Annotated in this window: 15 protein-coding genes; 5 read left to right on the forward strand and 10 right to left on the reverse strand. The window is 57.6% G+C overall.

Annotated features, from left to right (window positions below; genetic code table 11):
• Positions 1-14 precede the first annotated feature (14 nt).
• The 5 genes from BM254_RS09705 to sdhC all read right to left on the reverse strand — a co-directional run bounded on the left by BM254_RS09705 (position 15) and on the right by sdhC (position 6,372).
• Positions 15-2,852 carry a 2-oxoglutarate dehydrogenase E1 component gene (locus BM254_RS09705; RefSeq protein WP_092002422.1) on the reverse strand — a complete coding sequence of 946 codons (2,838 nt, stop codon included), beginning with the start codon at positions 2,850-2,852 and terminating at the stop codon, positions 15-17.
• Between the two features lie 307 nt (positions 2,853-3,159).
• Complete coding sequence (locus BM254_RS09710) at positions 3,160-3,864, reverse strand: succinate dehydrogenase iron-sulfur subunit (protein ID WP_092002425.1); 705 nt, start codon at positions 3,862-3,864, stop codon at positions 3,160-3,162.
• A 16-nt stretch (positions 3,865-3,880) separates the two neighbouring features.
• Entirely contained in the window at positions 3,881-5,653 is a 1,773-nt protein-coding gene (sdhA, locus tag BM254_RS09715) for a succinate dehydrogenase flavoprotein subunit (protein ID WP_092002429.1), read from the reverse strand.
• A 3-nt stretch (positions 5,654-5,656) separates the two neighbouring features.
• Positions 5,657-5,998: a succinate dehydrogenase, hydrophobic membrane anchor protein gene (sdhD, locus tag BM254_RS09720; protein ID WP_092003117.1), complete on the reverse strand. Its 342-nt coding sequence runs from the start codon at positions 5,996-5,998 to the stop codon at positions 5,657-5,659.
• The gene (gene sdhC, locus BM254_RS09725) at positions 5,995-6,372 is read right to left on the reverse strand and encodes a succinate dehydrogenase, cytochrome b556 subunit (RefSeq protein ID WP_092002432.1); all 378 of its coding nucleotides are present in this window, start codon (positions 6,370-6,372) and stop codon (positions 5,995-5,997) included. Before sdhC ends, sdhD begins: the two co-directional genes overlap by 4 nt.
• A 477-nt stretch (positions 6,373-6,849) precedes the next feature.
• On the opposite strand from sdhC, the gene gltA reads away from it, so the two are divergent.
• Positions 6,850-8,124, forward strand: coding sequence for a citrate synthase (gene gltA, locus BM254_RS09730; protein WP_092002435.1), 1,275 nt, complete (start codon positions 6,850-6,852; stop codon positions 8,122-8,124).
• A gap of 79 nt (positions 8,125-8,203) precedes the next feature.
• On the opposite strand, the gene BM254_RS09735 is transcribed toward gltA, so the two are convergent.
• Entirely contained in the window at positions 8,204-9,550 is a 1,347-nt protein-coding gene (locus BM254_RS09735; RefSeq protein WP_092002439.1) for an erythromycin esterase family protein, read from the reverse strand.
• Between the two features lie 139 nt (positions 9,551-9,689).
• On the reverse strand, positions 9,690-10,901 hold the full coding sequence (locus tag BM254_RS09740) for a pilin (RefSeq protein ID WP_092002442.1): 1,212 nt from the start codon (positions 10,899-10,901) through the stop codon (positions 9,690-9,692).
• 336 nt (positions 10,902-11,237) lie between these two features.
• Here BM254_RS09740 and BM254_RS09745 point away from each other — a divergent pair, with 336 nt between their 5' ends.
• Together BM254_RS09745 and BM254_RS09750 are read left to right on the forward strand one after the other, a co-directional pair.
• Complete coding sequence (locus BM254_RS09745) at positions 11,238-11,480, forward strand: hypothetical protein (RefSeq protein ID WP_092002445.1); 243 nt, start codon at positions 11,238-11,240, stop codon at positions 11,478-11,480.
• A 200-nt stretch (positions 11,481-11,680) separates the two neighbouring features.
• Entirely contained in the window at positions 11,681-12,556 is an 876-nt protein-coding gene (locus BM254_RS09750) for an NAD(P)-dependent oxidoreductase (protein ID WP_092002447.1), read from the forward strand.
• A gap of 212 nt (positions 12,557-12,768) precedes the next feature.
• On the opposite strand, the gene topA is transcribed toward BM254_RS09750, so the two are convergent.
• From topA to fadB, 3 genes are all read right to left on the reverse strand, one after another.
• Positions 12,769-15,408: a type I DNA topoisomerase gene (topA, locus tag BM254_RS09755; protein ID WP_092002450.1), complete on the reverse strand. Its 2,640-nt coding sequence runs from the start codon at positions 15,406-15,408 to the stop codon at positions 12,769-12,771.
• Positions 15,409-15,657: 249 nt separating this feature from the next.
• Positions 15,658-16,833, reverse strand: coding sequence for an acetyl-CoA C-acyltransferase FadA (gene fadA, locus BM254_RS09760; protein WP_092002453.1), 1,176 nt, complete (start codon positions 16,831-16,833; stop codon positions 15,658-15,660).
• A gap of 32 nt (positions 16,834-16,865) precedes the next feature.
• Complete coding sequence (gene fadB / locus BM254_RS09765) at positions 16,866-19,013, reverse strand: fatty acid oxidation complex subunit alpha FadB (protein WP_092002456.1); 2,148 nt, start codon at positions 19,011-19,013, stop codon at positions 16,866-16,868.
• Between the two features lie 430 nt (positions 19,014-19,443).
• Between fadB and BM254_RS09770 the strand changes: the two genes are divergently transcribed.
• On the forward strand, positions 19,444-20,265 hold the full coding sequence (locus BM254_RS09770) for a hypothetical protein (protein ID WP_092002459.1): 822 nt from the start codon (positions 19,444-19,446) through the stop codon (positions 20,263-20,265).
• A gap of 150 nt (positions 20,266-20,415) precedes the next feature.
• Positions 20,416-20,847 (forward strand): universal stress protein, encoded by a 432-nt coding sequence (locus BM254_RS09775; protein WP_092002462.1) that lies wholly within the window; start codon positions 20,416-20,418, stop codon positions 20,845-20,847.
• The last annotated feature ends 25 nt before the right edge of the window (positions 20,848-20,872 follow it).

Consider the following 20,872-nt stretch of genomic DNA (forward strand, 5'->3'; position numbering starts at 1 on the left):
AGTTCGGTAGCTCGTCAGATTTCAAACGCGTCGTTGACCAGTTTCTTCTGCTCTTCGATGTGAACAGACATATGTCCACAGGCAGGAGCAGCCGAGGCATCACGACCGGCATACTGAAGGTACAGCTTGGGGTTCAGGCGCTGCAGTGCATTACGCATGTGATGCTGGCTGCAGTACCAGGCTCCCTGGTTCATCGGCTCTTCCTGACACCAGACCACGTGCTTGAGTTTGGGGTACTGGCTCAGCAACTCGTCCAGGTCATCCCCCGGGAACGGGTACAGCTGCTCGATCCGGACGATCGCGACGTCGTCGCGCTCGTCAGCCTTTTTCTTTTCCAGAAGATCAAAGTAGACCTTGCCGCTGCACATGATCAGACGGGTAACCTTCTTCGGATCGGAAGGCTCCTTCTCGGGCAGCACTGTCTGGAAGGTACCGGAAGTCAGGTCGTCCAGTCCGGAGGTCGCTTCCTTGTGGCGGAGCAGACTCTTCGGAGTGATCGCCACCAGCGGCTTGCGCAGCGGGCGCTTCACCTGACGACGCAGCATGTGGAAGACCTGGGACGGCGTGGTCGGCACGCACACCTGGATGTTGTGCTCCGCACACAGCTGCAGGAAGCGCTCCAGGCGAGCGGAACTGTGCTCCGGGCCCTGCCCTTCGTAACCGTGCGGCAGCAGCAGCGTCAGACCACACAGGCGGCCCCACTTGTGCTCACCGCTGGTCAGGAACTGGTCGATCACCACCTGGGCACCGTTGGCGAAGTCACCAAACTGGGCTTCCCAGACAATAAGTGCGTTCGGGGTGGTGGTGGAGTAACCGTACTCGAACGCCATGACGGCTTCTTCGGACAGCAGCGAGTCGTAGATCTCGAACTGCGGCTGGTCGTCGGACAGATCCTGCAGAGAGATGTGGGTCGAGCCGTCTTTCTGGTTATGCAGTACCGCATGACGGTGGGAGAAAGTACCCCGGCCCACATCCTGACCGGTCAGACGGATCGGGTGGCCTTCGTTCAGCAGCGTGGCGTAGGCCATCATCTCGCCGTAACCCCAGTTCAGGGCCAGCGCACCCGCCGTCATCTTCTCGCGATCGTTGACGATCTTGGAGACCTGACGCTGAACACTGAAACCTTCCGGAAGCGCAGTCAGCTTCTTGCCCAGCTTCTGGATCGTCTTCAGATTGACGCTGGTCTTGCACTTGGCGGTCCACTCGTGGCCCAGGTAAGGCGTCCAGTCAACGTACAGCTCGGTGTTGGGCTCCTTGACCAGCGACTTCACCACGTGCTCGCCATTGTCCAGGGCGTCACGGTATTCGGTCTCCATCTGCTTGGCTTCGTCTTCGGAGATAACACCAGCTTCCACCAGCTGATCCGCATACAGCGCACGGGTGGTCTTCAGTTTGCGAATCTTTTCGTACATCAGCGGCTGGGTCGCAGCCGGCTCGTCGGCCTCGTTGTGACCCCGACGACGGTAACAAACCAGATCGATGACCACGTCGCCCTTGAATTCGTTGCGGTAATCCATGGCCATCTGGGTAGCGAACATGACCGCTTCAGGGTCATCAGCGTTCACGTGCAGAATCGGCGCCTGAACCATCTTGGCAACGTCGGTACAGTACTCGGTGGAACGGGCGTCTTCCTGCTTGCTGGTAGTAAAACCAACCTGGTTGTTGATGACGATGTGGATGGTACCGCCAACGCCATAGCCCCGGGTCTGGGACATCTGGAAGGTTTCCATCACCACACCCTGGCCGGCAAAGGCGGCATCACCGTGCATGACGATGGGCACGACCTGGCTGCCATCGGTATCGCCACGGCGGGTCTGGCGTGCACGCACCGAACCTTCAACCACCGGAGAGACGATTTCAAGGTGAGACGGGTTGAACGCCATGGCAAGGTGAACTTCGCCACCGGAAGTCATGACGTTGGAAGAGAAGCCCTGGTGATACTTGACGTCCCCGGAGCCGGAGTCCGCCAGTTTCTTGCCCTCGAACTCGTCGAAGAGTTCTTTCGGGTTTTTGCCGAGTGTGTTCACCAGAACGTTCAAACGGCCACGGTGGGCCATGCCGAGAACAATTTCTTTTGCACCATAGGAGCCTGCACGCTGGATCAGTTCATCCAGGCAGGGAATCAGGCTCTCACCGCCTTCCAGGCCGAAACGCTTGACGCCGGGGTAGCGGGAACCCAGATACTTCTCGAGTCCTTCTGCGGCGGTCAGGCGCTCGAGAATGTGCTTACGAGTGGTTGCTTCGTATTCCGGACGTGAGCGGACCGGCTCCATACGCTGCTGGAACCAACGCTTCACACGGGTATCGACGACGTGCATGTATTCCGCGCCGATACTCTCACAATAGGTCTTGCGCAGGCCGTCAACGATATCCGAGAGCTTCATGGTCTCGGAGCCGAAGTTGAGGGAACCGGTCTGGAATTCGAGATCGAGGTCGGACTCGCCAAGTTCATGGAACCCGGGATCCAGGTCTTCTACCTGAGGACGCTGCCAAACGCCGAGGGGATCGAGTTTCGCTTCCTGGTGACCACGGAAACGGAAAGCGTTAATCATCTGGAGTACACGGATCTGCTTTTTGTCCGCGTCAGATGTGGCGCTGGCGGGAACGCCGCCGGTGGCCAGAAAACGCTGGTTGCGGGAGATGTGCTCGAACTGTTCGCGGATGGAAGAGTGGACGATATCGCGGCCGTGGTAGCCGTCAACGCTGGGAAGCTTGTCAAAGTAGCTTCGCCACTCTTCGGGAACGGCATTGGGGTCTGTCAGGTAGGTTTCGAAAAGCTGTTCAACGTAGGCAAGATTTCCACCCTGCAGGTGGGAAGTCTGCCACAACTGCTCCATTATGCTTTCGTGCATCTTGAATAGCTCACCTTGGGCTGGTGCGGGGAGCCGGTATGGTCGGTCAGGGGTAAAACTCAGTCAATACGGGTATCTACGGCATGACTTTGACCACCACACGCGACACGGATGTTTTCCATTCCCCAGTGGTTTTTATACTCGGCAAGCCGCGAAAAACCTTTTAAGTTATCGTCACGGCATGCGTAGTGTGCACCCGACTAAGACTTTTGACCATAAGCCTTTGGTTGAAGGCCCCGCGTATAGCGAGGCCTTCGGGGTGCTAACCTGGTCAGAACAGTATAGCGTCTGTGTCGGAACCTGCTGATCAGGTCGCCCGCTGCAGCAGGAGGTTCCGGATGTGGCCGATAGCCCTTGTGGGGTTCAGACCTTTCGGACAGACACTGACACAGTTCATGATGCCCCGGCAGCGGAATACACTGAACGGATCGTCCAGGTCCGCCAGGCGCTCGGCCTGGGCGGTATCACGGCTGTCCGCCAGGAACCGGTAGGCCTGCAGCAGGCCGGCCGGGCCAATGAACTTGTCCGGGTTCCACCAGAAGGACGGACAGGAAGTGGAACAGCAGGCACAGAGAATACACTCGTACAGGCCGTCCAGCTTCTCCCGGTCTTCCGGGGACTGCAGGCGCTCGATCGCCGGCGCCGGCTTGTCGTTGATGAGGTACGGCATGACCTTTTCGTACTGCTTGTAGAACAGGCTCATGTCAACCACCAGGTCACGGATGACCGGCAGGCCCGGCAGCGGGCGCAGCACCAGCTTGTTGTTCTTCACCACCTGGGAAACAGGCGTGATACAGGCCAGGCCGTTCTTGCCGTTCATGTTCATGCCGTCGGAGCCGCACACACCCTCGCGACAGGAGCGACGGTAGGACATGGTCGGATCTTTTTCCTTCACCAGATTCAGCACGTCAAGAACCATCAGGTCCTTACCGGCGGGAATCTCTACCTCAACGTCCTGCATGTAGGGGGCGTTGTCAGTCTCGGGATTGTAACGGTACAGGCTTACCAACATTCTCTACATCCTCCCCTTAGTAAGTCCGGATCTTCGGCTCGAACATCGGCACGGTCTTCGGCGCAAAGTTCACGTCACGCTTGCCAACCCGCTTGTCCAGAGGGAAGTACATGGAGTGCTTCAGCCAGTTCTCGTCGTCACGCTCGGTGAAATCGTTCCTGGCGTGGGCGCCACGACTTTCCTTACGCTCGAACGCGGAAATGGCTGTCGCCAGAGCAACCTCATAAAGATTGTCCAACTCGAGCGCCTCAATGCGAGCGGTATTGAAGGCATCACTGGTATCAGCAAGCCTGGTGTTACGAACACGCTCGCCAATAGCCTCCAGCTTCTTCAAGCCCTCTTCCATGCTCTTGCCATCACGGAATACACCGAAATACAGCTGCATGCAGTTCTGAAGATCCTTGCGAACCTCTGCAACGCTCTCACCCTCGGAAGCGCTGTTCAGACGATCCAGACGAGCCATGGCTCGCTTGATATCTTCTTCGCTGGCGCCGTCAACTTCGAAGCCGCCGCGCAGTTGCTCTTCAATGTGCAGACCAGCCGCACGACCGAACACCACCAGATCCAGCAGAGAGTTGCCACCCAGACGGTTGGCACCGTGTACGGACACACAGGCAGCCTCGCCACAGGCAAACAGACCCGGGATCGGCTTGTCGTTGCCGTTTTCGTCCTGGGTCAGAGCCTGGCCACCAACGTTGGTCGGAATACCACCCATCATGTAGTGACAAGTCGGCACAACCGGAATCGGCTCTTTCACCGGGTCCACGTGCGCAAAGGTGCGGGACAGCTCACAGATACCCGGCAGGCGCAGGTTCAGGGTTTCTTCACCCAGGTGATCCAGCTTCAGCAGCACGTGATCCTTGTCGGGGCCGCAGCCGCGACCTTCCAGGATTTCCAGAACCATGGAGCGGGCCACAACGTCACGGCCGGCCAGGTCCTTCGCGTTCGGAGCATAGCGCTCCATGAAACGCTCACCTTCGGAGTTGATCAGGTAACCACCCTCACCGCGGCAACCTTCGGTCACCAGCGTACCGGCACCGTGGATACCGGTCGGGTGGAACTGCCACATCTCCATATCCTGCATCGGGAAGCCGGCACGCAGGGCCATACCGATACCGTCACCGGTGTTGATCATGGCGTTGGTGGTGGAGGCGTAGATACGGCCGGCACCACCGGTGGCCAGAACCGTGGCCTTGGATTTGATGTAGCAGACTTCACCCGTCTCGATCTCGATGGCAACAACACCAACCACTTCGTCTTTGGCGTTCTTGACCAGATCGACGGCGTACCACTCATTAAGGAAGGTAGTACCGCCTTTCAGGTTGGCCTGGTAAAGAGTGTGCAGCAGCGCATGACCGGTACGGTCAGCAGCGGCACAGGTACGGGCGGCCTGGGTGGGGTTGTCCGGACCCTTGGACTGACCGCCAAACGGACGCTGATAGATACGGCCCTGCTCGGTACGGGAGAACGGAAGGCCCATGTGCTCCAGCTCGAAAACAGCCTGCGGGCCTACGGAACACATGTACTCGATGGCGTCCTGGTCACCGATGTAGTCGGAGCCCTTGACGGTGTCGTACATGTGCCAGCGCCAGTCATCGTTGGGATCGGCGCTTGCGATCGCACAAGTGATACCGCCCTGGGCGGACACGGTGTGAGACCGGGTCGGAAATACTTTCGTGATACACGCGGTGTTGACGCCGGATTCAGTCAACTGAAGGGCGGCTCGCATACCGGCACCGCCACCACCGATAACAATCGCGTCAAAAGACATGGTCTTGATGTTAGCCATCGATTAAAGCCCCCAAAGAATCTGAATGCCCCACACCACATACACGAAAATCACGAGTACGCAGACAGTCTGGAACAGGAAACGCTGCATCGCGGATTTGATGTAGTCGGTGGAAACTGTCCACAAACCAACCCACGCATGCCCGGCAATGGACAGCAGAGCGAGCAGTGTAAAGATCTTGAACCACCCCTGACCGAACAGAGCGGACCAGGACTGATAATCGACATCAGTGGTCACAAAAAAGCCAAGGAGGAACAGTGTATACAGGGCTAATACGTAAGCGGTGACCCGCTGGATGATCCAGTCCTGGATCCCGTTACGACCAATATTCGTTGCGCTGTTCATGCCCATACCCAGACTCCTGCCAGAACGATGAGAATGACGGAAACCACGATCGTAGCTTTCGCAGCGAGGCGACCGCTCTCAAGATCTTCACCGATGCCCATATCCATGAACAGGTGCTTGATACCTGCAACCAGGTGGTAAAGCAGAGCAGACAAAATGCCCCAGGTAATCAGCTTGGCAAGGAAGCTGTCCAGCAGTTCACTTACCCGACTGAACCCCTCTTCCCCGGACAGGGAAAGCTGAAGCCCATAAAGCAGGAACGCAACACCAACAAAAATGATGATGCCGCTGATACGGTGCAATATGGACGTAATGGCTGGCAGTGGAAAATGAAACTTGCCGAGATCGAGATTTACTGGTCGTTTGCTATTCACAGCGCTCTCACACTCTCTCTTGGTTCCGCGAAGCCGGCGAGCCGACGTACGGATGGTTGGTATGTAAGGTTCGGCCGATCGATACGCTACCGATAACCGATTGGTTCAGGAGGGCGGATGCCATCCAGATAGCTTGCTATGCTGCAGCTTGCGTGAAAGTGCATCCCCGATTCCGGGCTACGGATTATAAGGAGTGACCCTTACAATTACAAACGCGTAGCTTCCTCCCCAGCCTGTATTTACGGGGCTTAAGCAATCTATAAGGATTATTGACAAATCCATTTCTGCATTGCATCAGGCTCTGTTCGGGATTTCCCTGATTTACATCAATGGGGAATTCGACCTTTTTACGGCACCCTCCATTGACAAAAAAAGCTGACGCCCTATATTTTGCCGCCAGTTTTGCGATAATACGCGCCTTCTAGCGCATCGACACATGCAGATAAAGCTTCCAAAGCTGATAAATAGGAGAGCACCATGACCGACAGGAAAGCCACGCTCTCGGTGGGGGACAAGTCCATTGAGCTACCGATTTATTCCGGCACCGTCGGCCCTGACGTTATCGACGTACGAGGCCTGGTCCAGGAAGGCGTTTTCACCTACGACCCGGGATTTGTTTCCACAGCGGCCTGCGAATCAGCCATCACCTACATTGACGGTGCCAACGGGGTTCTCCTGCACCGCGGCTACCCTATTGACCAGCTTGCCGAGCACTCGGACTACCTGGAAGTCTGCTACCTGCTGCTGAACGGCGAACTGCCGTCCGAGGAAGAGAACAAGCGCTTCCACGACACTATCAAGAACCACACCATGCTGCACGACCAGATGCGCAACTTCTTCAACGGCTTCCGCCGTGACGCGCATCCGATGGCCATCATGTGTGGCGTAGTGGGCGCGCTGTCCGCGTTCTACCACGACCAGATGGACGTGACCGACGAGACCCAGCGCCAGATCACTGCGCACCGCCTTATCGCCAAGATGCCGACCATCGCCGCCTGGTGTTACAAATACAGCCTGGGCCAGCCGTTCATGTACCCGCGGAACGACCTTTCCTACTCCGAGAACTTCCTGCAGATGATGTTTGGCGTTCCCTGTGAGGAATACAAGCCAAACCCGGTTCTGGCCAAGGCCATGGACAAGATCTTCATCCTGCACGCGGACCACGAGCAGAACGCCTCTACCTCTACTGTACGCCTGGCCGGCTCCACCGGCGCCAACCCGTACGCCTGTATCGCTTCCGGCATCGCCGCCCTTTGGGGTCCGGCTCACGGTGGCGCCAACGAGGCAGTACTGGACATGCTGGCCGAGATCGGCGACGAAGCCAACATCGAGAAATTCATCGAGAAGGCCAAGGACAAGGACGACCCGTTCCGCCTGATGGGCTTCGGTCACCGCGTGTACAAGAACTTCGACCCGCGCGCCAAGGTGATGGCGCAGACTGCCCACGAAGTTCTGACCGAGCTTGGTCTGGAAAACGATCCTCTGCTGAAGATTGCCCAGCGTCTGGAAAAGATTGCCCTGGAAGACGAGTACTTCGTCGAGCGCAAGCTGTACCCGAACGTCGACTTCTACTCCGGCATCATCCTGAAGGCGATCGGTATCCCGACCTCCATGTTTACCGTGATCTTCGCGATGGCGCGCACCATCGGCTGGTTCTCCCACTGGAACGAAATGGTCAGCGGCAACTACCGCATCGGCCGTCCGCGCCAGCTGTACACCGGCTCCGAAAAGCGGGATTATCCGAAGAAGTAAGTCTTCCAGAGACTTGCCAGCCGGAACGAGAGAGGCCGCTGATTTCAGCGGCCTCTTTTTTTATCTTCACGCTCACCACCTACAACCCGAACGGGTAGGTATCCGGAACTCCCGGCAACACACCGGTCGCGAACGGCGTGATCGCCCGGGTCTCATCCAGCCAGATATACTCATCGAACTGCTCCGGCAGGCAGGCCCGGAAATAATGGCTCTGGCGCTCGGTTTCCGGCCGATAGATTACACCGATGGCCCGCTCCAGAAAGCGCTCCGACAGCGCCTCAAGCACCCTGCCCTGCGCCTTCTGAAACGGCAGCAGAAAACCGGGGATACCGGTCTCGTGGCATACCCGCTCGAAACTGCCCTCCAGAGACGGCCGCACCCGCTTGATTTCCATCGGTGCGTCCCAGTTTGAGGCCGCCGCCACAGTACCGTGATCGGTGCCGAAGCCGATAGTATAAAGCTGCTTGCCGAACCGGGCCCGGCACAACCTGCCGATATTGAACTCGCCCCGCCGGCTCATGTCCGTTGCATCGGAATCGCCCACATGACTGTTATGGGCCCAGACCACTGCCTTGCTGCCATCTCCGTAGTGTTTCAGCAGAGACTCCAGGGTCTCGAACATGTGGGTATCCCGCAGGTTCCACGCGCTGTGGGAGCCGTAATACATGGTGCGGTAATACTCCTCGGCATCCGCCACCAGCCGGGCGTTCTGGATCGCATCCAGAAACCGGTCGGAATCATGCTCGGCATAGCGCCGATGCCGGCCGAGCAGTTCGTTGAGCATGTCCAGAACCGGCTTTTCGCAGGTCTGATAATCCGGATTGAGGGCTGCCTTGGCGTAAGTTGCCGGCTCACCCTCGAACGGCGCCAGGCATTCATATCGCTGCCGGGCATGGATCGCGAGATCCGGATCCACTTCTTCCAGGTACTCCAGCACCGCGCGAATCGAACTGTAGAGGCTGTAAAGATCAAGACCATGAAACGCCACCCGCTCATGGGCCGGGCGCGCGCTGTTGTAGTCATGCAGCCAGTCGACAAAACCCCGCACTTCCTCGTTGCGCCACATCCAGGTAGGAAAACGGGAAAACGCAGTCCATTCCGAGGGCGGGTATTCGGCGTGGCGGACGTAGTGATCCACCCGAGCCGCGTCGGGCCAGTCCCCTTCAATAGCGACAAAGGAAAAGCCTTTCTTCTCGATAAGAGCGCGGGTGATACGTTGGCGGGCGAGATAGAATTCTGCGGTACCGTGGGACGCCTCTCCCAGAAGCACCACTCGCGCATCACCGATGCGAGCAAGCAGGTTATCCAGAGGCAGAGCAGTTACGGAACTGAAGGGCTCGGCAAGACCGGCCGTTGTCTTTGAAAGATCTGCTCCGCCCGTACCCGCAGAACCTCCAAAACCGAATGGATCATAACCAGTGGCCATGGCAAGCCCTCCCCTCTGTCGGTGTCCTGATTACAGTCTAGTACACGAGGGGAAGCTCAGGTCAATTCTATGAAGTACAGCTAACACAATGAAATAAAAAGAAAGGGGCCCGAAAGCCCCTTTTGGTTATAGCGTGGGGCTACTGACAATCAGCGGGCAAATACTGCTCGTTCACGTTCTGGCCATAGCAGACCCAGCTGATCTCGCCGCTATCAACAGAGGGCTCAAGCACAATGTATTCCGACTCGCCGGAATCATCGACGCCCATTTCGACGCCGATCAGGCCTTCATCATAAACGTCGATAGAGTAGCTCTGCTCTTCATTTGCCAGGACCAGTTCGGGGTATCCCAACTCCTGCATCGTCACTGGCCAGGCCTGATTATCGTAGGCGTAGGACGTCACCCTGTCCTTAACACCCTGAGCCTCCGAGTAGGCCGCAGAGTAGCGGGCTTTTTCCGTATATTGCTGGTACGCGGGGATGGCCACCGCAGCCAGAACACCAATAATGGCCACCGTTACCAGGAGCGACGCCGCCCCACCAGCACCGCCACCCACCCGGGGCACGAACATCGACAGCGTCCAGGCCCACAAACTACGCCGGGGATGCTTCACCTCCCTGCCCTGCGCAAGTGCCACCGCAGTCGCCATCCGTTTGGTCAGCCACGGATAGTCACCGGTCAGCTCATTGAACGACATCCAGAAACCATTGGTGGCCTGCACCTGACTGACGTACGCATCCACATTGATGGTCTTCCAGCGAGTATCCCCGGCGGCAATGGCTGCAATCGCCGCCTTGATGTCCTCCTCGGACTGGCAACAGGCAACGCCGTAACGATCGCAGGTATATTCCTCCGCGCGACGCAGAGCCGGGCCAACTATCGGCAACAACGAACCCGGCATTACAAACGCGCGCCAGGAAAGGTGCTTGCGGTGGATGTGGCCAAGTTCATGGCCAATGTAGAAGTCGATCGCACCAGGCTGATCTTCCAGGGCATCGATTACATCGGTAAACAGCACCACAAAATGCCGGCCCAGGAATTTGGTGGCCAGTGCGTTAAAGAAATCCGTACGCAGCAGGTAAGCCTCAGGTACTTCCTTGACACCGACTTTCTGGCAACAACGGACCAGCCGCTCATACAAATCCGGATACTGCTCCTGGCTGATCCGCACCCCCGAACCTTTCAGGTGGGAGATAAAAGCAGAATGCGCGAACAGAAAGAACACATACCCCAGAAGCAGGTACAACAAGACAATTCCAAAGGTACCGACAAACAACGCCAGCCAGATAATCGCTGAAAATACGACCGCTATCCTGAGCAACGGTTTCTCGTTTTTGTAAACCAATTCCATGCTAATCCCTCAAATTAATGACTACAGGGTGACGGGCCACATCCGGGGCCCGGTTAATACAACCGGGCGAAAGCACAGGACAACGCACGAGGTGGTTCAGGGAGGAGGCGTCATTACGGTGCGTCCGCACAGTAGACGAAGGAGTATAGAAACAGCATCAAATCACTGCCACGGCTGCCTGCCGATTTCACGGACCAAGGGGCCAGAGTGTGACCAGGTTCAATAATGCGATGCCTATTTTCTCGATAACGCGGGGGAACCGACAAGAAAATGCCCCATCAAACTACGACCGGGAAAACTATATTCCCCAGGGCGTGCACAAAAGGAGGCAATATTATGCGCTACTTAGCTGCACTCTTATTTACAGTGTTCTTCGCCGCTTCGGCACTAGCCAGCCAGTGCCCTTCTCTGATGAGCCAGATCGACCGACAGCTTCAGTCAGTTCAACTCGACAGTGAGACCGAAGCCAGCATCAGGGCTCTGAGGGAAGAGGGAGAATCATTGCACAACCAGGGCAAACATTCAGAATCAGTGAAAGTGCTCAGGGAAGCAATGGATAAACTTGACGCGATGTCCTGACAACCAACAGCCAGGTAGCGGCAAGGAAGTTCGCTGCCTGGCACCCGCCTACCCCTCGACAATTCTCGATAGCCTTGGGACATATCCATGAACGGGTCCCAACGGAGTGGGATCTGCGCTATGCTCCCTGTCGATTCGCAATAAAATGTTCCTCTCGACAATTTCATATAATCAACAAGTTAGAGAACCCGGAGACAACTATGACAACCACTGCAACCTTCATCGGACTTGGTGTAATGGGCTACCCGATGGCCGGGCACCTGGCCAGAGCGGGCCTGAATGTAAGGGTCTGGAACCGGACGGCCGCCAAGGCCGAGCAATGGGCCAGCGAATACCAGGGAACCGCCTGCAAGACGATTGCGGAGGCCGTTGAAGGCGCAGATTTTGTGATGACCTGCGTGGGTGCGGACAAGGATCTCGTTGAGGTGTTCGAAGGTGAAGGCGGGATCATTGCCAATGCGCCCGTGGGCGCGATCCTGATCGACCATACCACCGCGTCCGCCGGGGTTGCGGAGCGTCTGGCTGCAGCTGCATCGAAACGCAACCAGGCCTTTATCGATGCCCCGGTCTCCGGCGGCCAGCAGGGGGCGGAGAACGGCAAGTTGACCGTTATGTGTGGCGGGCCGGAGGAGGCTTTCGCCAGGGCGAAGCCGGTGATGGATCACTACGGCCGGGCGGTGAACCTGATGGGCCCTGCCGGTAGCGGGCAGAAGACCAAGATGGTCAACCAGATCGCCATTGCGGGCCTGGTTCAGGGGCTTTCCGAAGCGCTGCATTTTGCCGAGCAGGCAAACCTGGATGTGGCCAAGGTGGTGGATGTGATCTCCAAGGGCGCAGCGCAGTCCTGGCAGATGGAGAATCGCTCAGGGACGATGATCGAAGGGGAGTTCAACCACGGCTTTGCCGTGGACTGGATGCGCAAGGATCTGGGGATTTGCCTGGAGGAAGCGAACAAGATCAACGCGACGCTGCCGGTGACGGCGCTGGTGGATCAGTTTTATGCGGATGTTCAGGCGATGGGGGGGAGTCGGTGGGATACTTCCTCGTTGATTCAGAGGTTAAGGAAGTTTCGGTGAGGGGCTGAGTTGAAGATGGGGTCAGATGAATAAATTCATCAGACCCCGGAGTGTGGCTTGGCACTGGGGGCTGAGAGACACTGGGGTCTGATGAAAGCCTTCATCTGACCCCTTTTTGGATCGAAAGCTGGAAACTTGAACTTGGGGTCAGATGAACGGAGTTCATCAGACCCCTGAGCATGAGACCCCGGCTTGGCAGTTTCCCCGGCGGTTTACTTCCCCTTCTCCCGCGGCTGCCATTTGCCGTTGACATACCACGCGGACCAGCCAGTCGCCTTGCCATCCTTCTCGGACATGACGTACTGCTCTTTCGATTTCCGGCTGTAGCGGATCACCGTGGGGTTGCCTTCGGGATCGGTTTCCGGCGCGTCCATGAGGTAATCGTACTTGGGATCGATTTCCTTGCGGTGCGGTTTGATTTCCTTCACCAGTGGCGGGCGGGTTTCCCGGTTCTTGGGGAACTTGCTGGCCGCCAGGAACAGGCCGGAGGCGCCGTCGCGAAGCACGTAGGTGTCGTCCACTTTCTGGCACTGGAGCTCGGGCATCGGCACCGGGTCCATCTTGGGGGGTGCCGGTTCGCCGTTCTTCAGCAGTTTCCGGGTGTTCTTGCAGTCCGGGTTGGTGCAGCCGAAGTATTTGCCGAAGCGGCCGGTCTTGAGCTGCATCTCGGAGCCGCACTTGTCGCACTCCAGGGTCGGGCCGTCGTAGCCCTTGATGCGGAAGGTGCCCTCCTCGACCTCATAACCTGAGCAGTCGGGGTTGTTACCACACACGTGCAGCTTGCGCTTCTCGTCGATCAGGTAGCTGTCCATGGCGGTGCCACACTTGGGGCAGCGGCGCTTCTTGCGCAACAGGCGGGTTTCGCCCTCGCCTTCTACATCCTCGTCGGCGCTGACCACCTCGTCACCCGGAATCAGGTTGATGGTGGTCTTGCAGCGTTCCTTGGGCGGCAGTGAGTAGCCGGAGCAACCCAGGAACACGCCGGTGCTGGCCACCCGGATCTGCATGTTGCGGCCACAGGTCGGGCACGGAATATCTGTTTCCGTGGGCGTATTCGCGCGCATGCCGCCTTCGGTCTTCTCGGCGGATTCCAGCTGTTGCCGGAACCGGGCATAGAAATCATTGAGAACCTGCTTCCAGTCCTCATCGCCCTCGGCGATCTCGTCCAGCTCGTCTTCCATACGGGCGGTGAAATCAAAGTCCATGAGGTTCGGGAAGGACTCGGATAACCGTTCGGTGACAATCTCACCCATTTTTTCCGCGTAGAACCGGCGGTTCTGCAGGCGTACGTAACCGCGATCCTGGATGGTGGAGATGATCGAAGCATAGGTGGACGGCCGGCCAATGCCCTGCTTTTCCAGCTCCTTGACCAGGCTCGCTTCGGTGTAACGCGGTGCCGGCTTGGTAAAGTGCTGGCTCGGGTCGAGCTTTTTCAGGTCCAGGGTTTCGTTGACCTGGATATCCGGCAGCGCCACATCCTCGTCTTTCTTGCTGGACTGGGGTGCGGCCTTGAGGAAGCCGTCGAACTTGACGATGCGGCCACGAGTGCGGAGCTCATAGCCATCGTTCGCCACCACGATGGAGGTGCTCAGGAACTCGGCATCGGCCATCTGGCAGGCAATGAACTGGCGCCAGATCAGGTCGTAGAGCTTCTCTGCGTCCTTTTCCAGACCGGTAATATCGGATGGACGACGGCTCACCTCGGTAGGTCGAATCGCTTCGTGCGCTTCCTGGGCGCCTTCCTTGCTGCCATAGACCCGAGGCTTCTCGGGAAGGTACTTGTCCCCGAACTGCTTCTTGACGAACTCCCGGCAACTGGCGACTGCGTCCTGACTCAGGTTGGTGGAGTCGGTACGCATGTAGGTGATGAAACCCGCCTCGTACAGGCGCTGGGCCAGCATCATGGTTTTCTTGACGCTGAAGCCCATGCGGTTGCTCGCGGCCTGCTGCAGCGTCGAGGTAATAAAGGGAGCAGACGGACGTGACCGGGTTGGCTTGTCTTCCCGCTTGGCAACCTTGAAGCTGCCCGCCTTCAGGCGTGCAACGTGCTCGTTGCTCTGGGTTTCATTAACCGGGCGGTAGGGTTGGTCGTCATACCGGGTTACTTCGAAGCGCACCGGATCCTTCGCGCCTTCAGGCGCCAGATCGGCATGCAACTGCCAGAACTCTTCCGGGATAAACTTGCGGATTTCCCGCTCACGCTCGACGATCAGGCGCACAGCCACCGACTGGACCCGGCCGGCGGACAGACCGCGGGCAATCTTGGCCCACAGCAGCGGCGACACCATGTAACCCACGACCCGGTCCAGGAAGCGGCGGGCCTGCTGTGCATTGACCCGGTTCCGGTCCAGATGCCCGGGATCCTTGAACGCCTCCTGGATGGCGCGCTTGGTGATCTCGTTGAACACCACCCGCCGGTATTTATCGGACTCGCCGCCAATGGTTTCCTGCAGGTGCCAGGCAATGGCCTCCCCTTCGCGGTCCAAATCCGTTGCCAGGTAGATGTGGTCGGCGGACTTGGCCAGGCGCTTGAGCTCACTGACCACCTTTTCCTTGCCGGGAAGGATCTCGTAGCGGGCCTGCCAGTCCTGGTCCGGATCCACACCCATGCGGGCCACCAGCTGCTCACGGGCCTTGCGCTTTTTGTGCTCGGCCTTCTCGTCAGGACTCATCTTGCGGGTCAGCGCCGCCTGGCGCGCCCGCTCCTTGGGGTCGGTCTGGGAGCCACTGCCGCTTACCGGCAGGTCCCGGATGTGCCCCACGCTGGACTTCACGATGTAGTCGGAGCCCAGGTACTTGTTGATGGTCTTCGCTTTCGCTGGCGACTCGACAATTACGAGACTTTTACCCATATCGGAGATCTGTTTCCTTGGCGACAAATCGGTCAATTATTCAGCAAACCGTAAACTCGCTGTAAAATCAGGCGGCTAGAAAACACGCAGGAGCCGCCATTCTGTATAGGCTCACTGTTTTACAGGGTCAAGATTGGCAAGACAACCCATTCTTTATTTTCTTGGGGGCTTTTTTCACAAGTCACAAACAGCGAGGCCCGGCAGTTGCCGGGCCTCCTGTTCACAGAGCGATCAGTTCCGCAAGCGGAATCAGACGCGCTCCCACACCGTGGCAATGCCCTGACCCAGGCCGATACACATGGTGGAAACACCAAGCTTACCGCCTTTGGCCTGCATGACATTCAGCAGTGTGGTGGAGATACGGGCACCGGAGCAGCCCAGCGGATGGCCCAGGGCAATCGCGCCGCCGTTCAGGTTCACCTTCTCTTCCATAACACCCAGCAGTTTCAGGTCTTTCAGAACCGGCAGGGACTGGCCAGCGAAGGCCTCGTTCAGCTCCCAGAAGTCGATATCTTCGACTTTCAGGCCTGCACGCTTCAGTGCCTTCTTGGTGGCCGGAACCGGGCCATAGCCCATGATTGCGGGATCGCAGCCAGCCACCGCCATGCTGCGGATCTTGGCAATCGGGGTCAGACCCAGAGCTTCTGCCCGCTCGGCGGACATCAGCACCATGGCAGAAGCGCCATCGGTCAGCTGGGAAGAAGTACCGGCAGTGACGGTACCGTTCTTCGGATCAAACGCCGGGCGCAGCTGAGACAGAGACTCAACGGTCGTTTCCGGACGAATGGTCTCGTCTTCCTCGATCAGCTTCACAAAGCCGTTCTCGTCATGACCTTCGATGGGCACGATTTCATTCTTGAAGCGGCCTTCAACGGTCGCTTCATGGGCCAGTCGATGGGACCGGGCACCGAACTCATCCTGCTGCTCACGGGTGATACCGTGCATCTTGGCCAGCATTTCCGCGGTCAGCCCCATCATGTTGGAAGCCTTGGCGGAGTACTTGGACGCAGCCGGGTTGTGATCGAAGCCTTCGGTCATGGGCACGTGACCCATGTGCTCGACACCACCAACCATGAACACATCACCGTTGCCGGTCTGGATCGCCTGGGCGGCTGTGTGGATGGCGCTCATGGCGGAACCACACAGGCGGTTCACGGTCTGGGCCGCAGACTCGTGCGGGATACGGGTCAGCAGGGAAATCTGCCGCGCCACGTTAAAGCCCTGCTCCTTGGTCTGGTTCACACAGCCCCAGATCACATCTTCTATTTCTTTCGGGTCGAGCTTCGGGTTGCGCTCAAACAGTGCTTCGATCAGCGCTGCCGACAAAGTCTCGGCACGTACGTTGCGGAAACAGCCGTTTTTGGCACGACCCATCGGAGTCCGCACGCAATCGACGACGACAACGTCTCTCGGATTAAGGCTCATAGATCTTTCTCCGTTCGGAAATCTCGTTAGGGTTAGCCAAAGAACTTCTTGCCAGTCTTGGCCATTTCACGCAGCTTCTCGGTCGGCGCGTACAGCGGGCCGAGATCTGCATACTTGTCTGCCAGTTCGACGAACTTGTCGACGCCCATGTCGTCGATGTAGCGCAGAGCACCACCACGGAACGGAGGGAAACCGATACCGTAGATCAGGCCCATGTCTGCATCGGCCGGGTCTTCAACAATGTTGTCCTCCAGGCAGCGAACGGTTTCCAGGCACAGAGGAATCATCATACGGGCGATGATTTCTTCTTCGTCGAAGTCCTTGCTGCCGTTCACCACAGGCTCGATCAGCTTGTAGGTTTCTTCGTCGACAACCTTCTTCGGCTTACCCTTCTTGTCTTCTTCGTAGCGGTAGAAGCCCTTGTCGTTCTTCTGGCCGTAACGGTCGTTCTCGAACATCACGTCGATGGCGGACTTGAAGTCGGCCTTCATGCGATCCGGGAAGCCGTCTGCCATTACTTCATTGGCGTGCCTGGCTGTGTCCATGCCGACTACGTCGAGCAGGTAGGCCGGGCCCATGGGCCAGCCGAATTTCTCCATGACCTTGTCGATCTTCTGGAAGTCGGCACCGTCACGAACCAGCGCGGCAAAACCGCCGAAGTACGGGAACAGAACACGGTTAACCAGGAAGCCCGGGCAGTCGTTGACCACGATCGGGGTCTTGCCCATGGCCTTGGCGTAGGCAACGGTGGTCGCAATGGCGCGATCACTGGTCTTCTCGCCACGGATTACCTCAACCAGCGGCATCATGTGCACCGGGTTGAAGAAGTGCATGCCACAGAAATTTTCCGGACGCTTCAGGTTCTTGGCCAGAAGGTTGATGGAGATGGTGGAGGTGTTGGAGGTCAGGATGGTGTCCTCGCGAACCGCATCTTCGGTCTCGCGCAGAACCGCATCTTTCACCTTCGGATTCTCAACAACTGCTTCAACAACCAGATCTACGTTCTTGAAATCACCGTAGTTCAGGGTCGGCGTGATGTTGTTCAGGACATCGCCCATCTTGTCGGCGTTCATCTTGCCCTTGGCAACACGCTTGGACAGCAGCTTCTTGGCTTCATTCAGACCCAGCTTGATGCCGTCCTGATTGATGTCCTTCATAATGATCGGGGTGCCTTTCAGTGCGGACTGGAATGCCACACCGCCACCCATGATGCCGGCGCCCAGTACGGCGGCCAGGTTCACATCAGAGGCTTCCTTCTCCCAGGCACTGGCTTTCTTCTTCAGGGCCTGGTCGTTCAGGAACAGGCCAACCAGACAAGCGGCGACGTTGGTCTTGGCCATCTTGGCGAAGCCCTTGGCTTCCACTTCGATTGCCTTGTCGCGGGTCAGACTGGCATGCTTCTGCATGGTCTTGATAGCTTCCACCGGCGCCGGGTAGTTCTTGCCAGCCTTGCCGGCCACGAACGCCTTGGAGATCTCGAACGCCATCATGCTTTCCATGGCGTTGAGCTTGATCTTGCCCTTCTTCTCTTCCCGGCGACCCATGTGGTCCAGCTTGCCTTCGTTGCACTGGTTGATGATTGCAACAGCAGCGTCCACCAGCTTGTCCGCCTCAACGACCGCATCCACAGCACCGGTCTTCAGGGCAGCATCGGCACGGTTCTCGGTACCACCGGCAATCCACTCAACGGCGTTGTCCACGCCAACCAGACGGGACAGACGTACGGTGCCGCCAAAGCCCGGGAAGATGCCCAGCTTAACTTCCGGCAGACCTACCTTGGCCTTCGGGGCCATAACCCGGTAGTCGGTTGCCAGACACATTTCAAAACCACCACCCAGCGCGATACCGTTGATGGCGGTAACGGTCGGAACCGGCAGGTCCTCAATAGCGTTGAACACCTCGTTGGCCTTGAGGTTATTGGCCACGAGATCTTCCTCGGAACCTGCAAACAGCTCGGTGAACTCGGTGATATCCGCACCGACAATGAAGCTGTCCTTGGAGCTGGTTACCACCAGACCCTTCAGGTTCTTCTGGGACTTGAGTGCTTCGGCTGCGGCACCAAGCTCTTCAATGGTGAGACGGTTGAACTTGTTGACTGACTCGCCCTGCAAGTCGAAGTTCAACTGAGCGATCCCGCCTTCGATCTCTTTAACCGTGATGGCTTTACCTTCGTAAATCATCAACTGATCTCCAGTCTGTGTTTGGAACTGCTGACAGCCGCCGGACCTGATCCGTCTCAGCGGCCGCCCGTGCAGCGAGATTTCGGTCACTGCCCGATCTTCCGATCCAAAAATTCATACAGTCGTTTGAATCGTGAGGGCACACGATGAAAAAAAACCGAGCGTTTGTCAATTTGTTTCTTGCTGAAGGCGTGCAAAAGTCTCCGTCAGAACGGAGGCAGCCCAAGGACAGAACATCTGATTTGCTGAATATCAAGGAGATAACTGCAACCGACTTGTAAAAGTGATCCCCGTCACACTGATTTCATAGTAATTAACAATTGCCGCCTCCGTTGCCGGCAAAAGCGCTTGCTTGGTCGGTACAGTTAATTTACCTTCGAAGTGCGACTTTGGTCGATAATAACAACACAGTTTTACGGAGAGTCATCCGATGAAAGACGCCCGCCTGCGATTTGTATCCCTTGCTATTGGCCTGATCGCGTTAGCGATTGCGTCCCTGGGAGCGAAAGCCCAGGAGGCCTCCGACAGCTTCCTGTCTGACCTGCACAACTTCCGTATCAGCAACTACATGGCACTGGATGCCTACTACCGTTTCAGCGGGACCGGAGACACCGACACCCTGAATGAAATTGTGGTGGGGATCAACACCGCCAACGATGCCATGAACAGTGTCAGTCAGAGCACCGCCGACGTGCTTTCCGGAGAGCAGATCGAAGCGCTCAATCAGGAATTTGACAGGTTCAAGTCGCTGATGCGGGACAACATCAATGATGTGCGTAATCGCGGCTATCCGGACCTGCGACTTGTCTCGGACATGGCAAACCAGGCTTTGACCATGAACAACATGGCCACCGAGCTCTACACTGCCGCCCGGGAAAGCAGCGAAACCGATACCAGCCCGAGGGTGGAGGCGGCACGGATGGCCGCGGTGAAGATGGCCCAGATGATGGCCAAGTACTCGGTGCGGAGCAACTCAGCGGTCACCCAGACCTTCCAGGGCTCGGATACCGAGACCTCCCTTGATGAACAGGCCCGCGAGTTCGATGAACTGCTTGCGACCGTGCAGCAGGGCCCGGCCCAGGGAGAATTGAAGAGCCTTCTGGAGGACATCGGATCCAAATGGCAGTTCATCCGTGGCTCCTACATCAACTACAACGAAAAGAATGTCGGCTTCGTGATTGATCGCTACTCCAAGGGCATCCTCAACAGCCTGGCCACCACCATCGACCTTTTGCAGAATCCCGCTTCCTGATTGGCAACCGACCTCTGACGGGGTGTAATTCCCCGTCAGACTTCATTTTTTCCCGCCCCTGTATTGATACCTGTCAGTTTCCCGCTACACTCTTTCGATTAGATTTGGACTACTATTTCCTATGTAAGCCCGATGCGAAGGAGTGATGCGATGTCCGCCTACAAGAAAATGCTCGTTGCCATTGACCTGACGGAAGAAGCTCCGCAGGTACTGAACAAGGCAAAAGCAATCAGCAGCGCCCACGGCGCCGAACTGATGCTCGTACACGTTGTTGAACCGGTGGGCTATGCCTATGGCGGCGACATTCCCATGGACCTGACCGAGCTCCAGGATCAGCTCGACAAGGCTGCCAAGGAGCAGCTGGCCAAGTATGGGGATGAGTACGGCGTGGCGAAGGACGACCAGGTTGTTACCGTGGGTCGCCCGGAATCCGAGATCCACCGCCTGGCAAAAGAACAGGACGTGGACCTGGTCATTGTCGGCAGCCATGGCCGCAAAGGCTTCCAGCTACTGCTCGGCTCCACCGCCAATGGTGTTCTCCACGGCACGGAATGTGATGTTCTGGCGGTGCGTATTCACTGACCCGGCAGACGTTTGCTACTGAAGG

It is taken from the genome of Marinobacter pelagius, assembly GCF_900114925.1.
Lineage (GTDB): Bacteria > Pseudomonadota > Gammaproteobacteria > Pseudomonadales > Oleiphilaceae > Marinobacter > Marinobacter pelagius.